We start from the raw sequence: 3396 nt of genomic DNA on the forward strand, positions 1-3396 counted from the left end.
CGCCTGCGTCGGCGCCAGACACCACCGTGACCGTGGCCACTGGCCCCGACGCGTCGGACTGGCTGGCCGTGGCGGCGGACACGACCTCGACGTGATCGCCGGACCTGATTCCAGACGACGCAATGTCCGTGTCCGGATCGACCACGCGTCCCCCGGCAACCGCTCCCGACGATCGCGGGGTGACCTCAAGGGTGGGATCCGCTGGCCTCATCGCTGCATTGCGGCTCGCGTCGGCGCCGAGCATGAACTCAGCGACCTCGCGCACCGTGGTGTCGGCTCCTGAGGACACAGAAAGCACCGCCGTGGTGCCGTCGCCGCGGGTGGTACTGATCTTGAGGCTCATCGAGCATCCTTTCGGGCAATGATCGCGGCGTCGTCGTCGTCGACGTCGGGGTGATCGAGCAGAGGAAGGTCGGCGCGGCCGACGAGTCGAGCGGCGAGGGCGTGCTCCACGAGCCTGGCACGCCGGTTGGTGGCGTAGGCGCCGCCTCCTCCGCGGAGCCCTGGCACGCCGAGCCGGTCAAGCTTCTCGCACACGTTGTCGAGCTTGCGGTTGAAGCGGGTGACCGTCCACCCGAGCCTCTCGGCGGTCGCTGCCGACGTAGGGATTTCCGACATCCCAGCCCCTTCGCGGCGCAACATCGGCTCGGCGAGCGCCACGATCAGGAGGTGCTGGGTAGGCGTGAGTGATACCGCACCCAGGGTGGTCGGACCTATTTGCGTCGCGCCACCAGGAATGTCCTCGAAGCGCGGCGTGTCCGCATAGATGGTGAAGTCGTACGTGGTGGGGCCCGCCGAGAACACCACATGAGTAGCGTGAAACACGATCGGAAGCCGCGCGCCTGGCGCGAGCCAGGACTGCACCCGCCCGCCGCCATCCGTCACCGTCGCACTCAGCCGCGTTCCCACATTGACGAGCCACCACAAGGACTCCGCCCGCGAGATGCGCAGAAAGTGACGGTGCAGGAAGGGGTTGTCGTCGATAGCAAGTGAGCCCTCGCGCCCCACGGTGAATGCCCCGTCGGAGGGGAACACGTGGTGGTACTCGCCCGCAAACTCGACGGTGATGCGTTCGGAACGCTCGGCGCCAGTGACTGTCATGCCACGCACCCCACTCCTGGAGCCGAGCCCGTCCGGCCGTCGGCCCGGCGCAAGAGCACCTCGATGCAGACCTCTTCTCCTTCGTAGGGAGCGGTGACTGTGGGCTCTTCCGTCGTCTCGTAGGCGACGGCCGCGTCGCCCACCTGCACGCCCCACAGGAACGTGTCACCCGGCTCTGGCTCCGGGTTCTCCCAGGTGAACACAGCCGTGTCGGCGTCGACCGTGCCCACAATGCCGTCGACGATCGGCACTTGAGCGGCGACCACGACGTCGTCCTGGGGAACGACGGCGGTGGGCTCTTGTGGCGACTCGTCGCCTGGTGGCGAGAAGACTCCGAGGGCTGCGGCCGCGGCCAGTCCCCCCACGACCACGACCGCGCCAATACCGAGCAGCAGCGGGGCCCTGCCACGCCTGGACTCTGACGCGGCTTCTGGCTCAGCGATCGGCTCCGCTGGACGGGGACGCATCTGGGTGCGGCCGAGCGTCGCATCGTCTGGGAGGGAAGCTGGCGGCGCCGGGTCCGCGACGCGCGGCGCCGGGCCGTCCCTGCGCACGATGGTGGCGTCGGACACGGGGGCGGCGCCCATAGGTGTCCCCGTCGAGTCGGCGAGAACCGCCGCGTCAGTCGTGCTGAAGGGCACCTCCGGCAGCGCGCCAGACCCCGACGTGGGGAACGCTGAGTGCCCGGGCCCCTGAGGGTCGATGCTCACCACGGAGCGAACCCGGGTGCGGCCGTCATCCTCCGGCTCGTCGTAGAGGTCCTCGGCACTGTCGTCGATCACGTCGAACGGCGTCACCGACATGGCGAGCTCGATCTGAACCTTCTGCAAGGCGCGCGCGAAATCCACGGCCGACGTGTAGCGGCGAGCCGGGTCCTTCGACATGGCGGTCGCAAACACGGCTTGAAGGCTCGCCGGGACGTCAGCGCGGTCGATCGGCCTGAGCGGCTCGTGTTGGATGCGCCCGATGACGTCGGCGGTGGAGTTTTTTTGCCCGGGTACCTCAAAAGGCGAGCGACCAGCCAACAACGTGTAGACAGTCGCGCCGAGCGCCCACAAGTCGGTCGCCACGTCGGAGACGGGCGGTGACGCGAACGCCTCCGGCGGCGACCACGGCGGGGACATGCCGAGCGACTCCTCTGAGCCGGACGTGGTCGCTGCGATGCCAAAGTCGGCGAGAGCTGGCCGGTTGTACTCGGTGACCAAGATGTTGGCCGGCTTGATGTCGCGGTGGAGGATCCCTGCCCTGTGGGCAGTCTGCACCGCTCCAGAGACCTGGATCCCGACGCGCAGCGCCTCTGCCACCGAGAATGGTGCCTTGCGGTACCGCGCCTGGAGGTTCGGCTTGGGGCAGTGCTCCATCACCAGGTAGGGGCGACCGTCAGGAGCCACATCTGCGTGATAGATCGTGACGATCGCCGGGTGGGTGGAGAACTGGGCCATGGTGTTGGCCTCTGCCTTGAAGTCGGCGACGGCGCTTGGGTTCATGGCGTCCGCCAGCAGCACCTTGACCGCCACTCGCCGCTTTGGCATGTGCTGCTGGTAGAGGAAGACATCGGCAAAGCCGCCCTTCCCGAGCAGTTGGACGTAGTCAAAGCCGGCAATGGTCGGCGGCGTTGACGGGGGCCTGGATGCGCTCATGGCAACTCCACAAAGGTCACGGTGACGCCGTCACCGAGGTCGATGACGTCGCCGTTGACGACGACAGTTGGCTCTCCCGGATGCAGCCGTACCGGATCCGCTGCCCCTCGTCGAAGCATCGAGCCGTTGGTGGTCTGCAGGTCGACCACGACAACGGAGGAACCCTCGGGGCGTATCTCCAGGTGGTTGCGGGAGATGTCCTGCTGAGGGGACGGCACGGCGAACAGGTGGGGCACGTCTCCTGTGACCCTAGAGGCCTGCGGGCGGCGGCCGATGATCACGGACCGGTCGATCACCACCTCCTGCCCGGTCGACAACATGGCACGACCGACCGTGAGGGGTGCCGGTGGAGCCGAAGCGGCCGCTGGGGCGCCCGTGCCCAGCGCATCGGGAGCGAGTTCGGCGATCCGCGAGACCGCGAGTGTGGCGCCATCGTGGTCGCCGAGCCCCTCGTCAAGCTCGGTCCCCGGAGGGGCGGTTTCTGGAGGGGCGGTCTCGGACGACGTCGGGTCCGGGGTCTCCGTCGTCTCCGGCGCTGCTGGCGCTGCTGGCGCTGCTGGCGCTGCTGGCGCCACGGTGCCGGTGCCGGTGCCGGTGCCGCCCAGAAAGTCCGGCAATCCGGCGATCATTCCGTTGACGACCGGAGTCGGCGACG

At 68.5% G+C, this 3396-nt stretch carries 4 protein-coding genes; all 4 read right to left on the minus strand.

Annotation, left to right across the window (positions count from 1 at the left end):
• On the minus strand, positions 1-343 hold a 343-nt coding region (locus QZZ33_RS07700), incomplete at its 3' end, for a hypothetical protein (RefSeq protein ID WP_291379193.1).
• Entirely contained in the window at positions 340-1101 is a 762-nt protein-coding gene (locus QZZ33_RS07705) for a hypothetical protein (RefSeq protein WP_291379194.1), read from the minus strand. The genes QZZ33_RS07700 and QZZ33_RS07705, both read right to left, overlap by 4 nt.
• A complete protein-coding gene (locus QZZ33_RS07710) occupies positions 1098-2741 on the minus strand; it encodes a serine/threonine-protein kinase (RefSeq protein WP_291379195.1) in 1644 nt (547 codons plus the stop codon). Before QZZ33_RS07710 ends, QZZ33_RS07705 begins: the two co-directional genes overlap by 4 nt.
• Positions 2738-3396 (minus strand): FHA domain-containing protein (locus tag QZZ33_RS07715; protein WP_291379196.1); only part of this gene is annotated, 659 nt, incomplete at its 5' end. The genes QZZ33_RS07715 and QZZ33_RS07710, both read right to left, overlap by 4 nt.

It is taken from the genome of Demequina sp. (assembly GCF_016278775.1).
Classification (GTDB): domain Bacteria; phylum Actinomycetota; class Actinomycetes; order Actinomycetales; family Demequinaceae; genus Demequina.